Origin of the sequence: Georgenia sp. Z1491 (assembly GCF_049856175.1) — a bacterium.
GTDB lineage: Bacteria > Actinomycetota > Actinomycetes > Actinomycetales > Actinomycetaceae > JB111.
Genome location: NZ_JBNDNA010000040.1, coordinates 1 through 849 on the forward strand (window position 1 = coordinate 1; position 849 = coordinate 849).

1 protein-coding gene is annotated in these 849 nt (G+C 65.0%); it reads left to right on the forward strand.

Annotated features, from left to right (window positions below; all coding sequences use genetic code 11):
• The coding region (locus ACPYO4_RS16360) for a hypothetical protein (protein ID WP_425710303.1) at positions 1 to 689 on the forward strand (689 nt) is incomplete at its 5' end.
• Positions 690 to 849: the final 160 nt, after the last annotated feature.

The window sequence follows — 849 nt, forward strand, 5'->3', positions numbered from 1 at the left end:
AGATCGAGAAGACGCTGAGCGCCGTCGCGCAGCAGCTGAGCAGCAACGAGGTCGTGAAGCTGCCCGACGGGTCCTCGGTAACCCGGGAGGACCTGGCCGCATACACGATGACGCAGAAGATCAGCGAGGAGCTGAAGACGACGACTTCAGCCTCGGCTGACCTCGCCGAGGCCGTCCGTAAGCGCGGCAACGTCCGTATCGACACGGACAAGCTCACCGAGCACGCTGTGAAGGTGCTTGATCAATGTCTGGCGAAGGCTGTCGAAGCTCCAGTCCAGAGGGTCGAGCAGACCGTCGCGGGGCTCGAAGATCGGGTGGGCAGGCTCGGCACTGAGAAGCTCGCTGAGGTGACCGGCCGCGCCCACGAGGTGGTCGGTGCTGTCGGGCGGGCCGAGCGGCGAGTCGAGCGGCTCTCGGCGAAGGTCACCTGGACATCGGTCGGTCGTATGTGCCTTGCCCTCATCCCGTTCACTGTCGCGTTCATCATGCTCACGGGGATGGTCGGCGGGATCACGCAGGTGCTCGGCCTCGGGCCACTGCTCGGATGGGCCTGGGACTCGTTCGCCACCGCGAGCGCCTGGTGGGCGAAGGGACTCATCGCTCTCGCCGCCCTCGGCGGATGCGCTCTGTTCGGTTGGCTGCTCTGGTGGCTCGGGAAGAAGCTGTACGAGAGCTATCGTGGCTGGTAGCCGAGAGAAAGTGAGTGCCCCGTAGCCGAAGCTACGGGGCACTCTGAACTCAGTCGACTTCGGGGTCATCACCGAACAACTCGGCATCGGTGTCGTAGTACGCGAGAAGGTCCCGCTGCTGGCAGATCAGCTCGACGGTTGCCTTGTGCAGGGCGAGCAG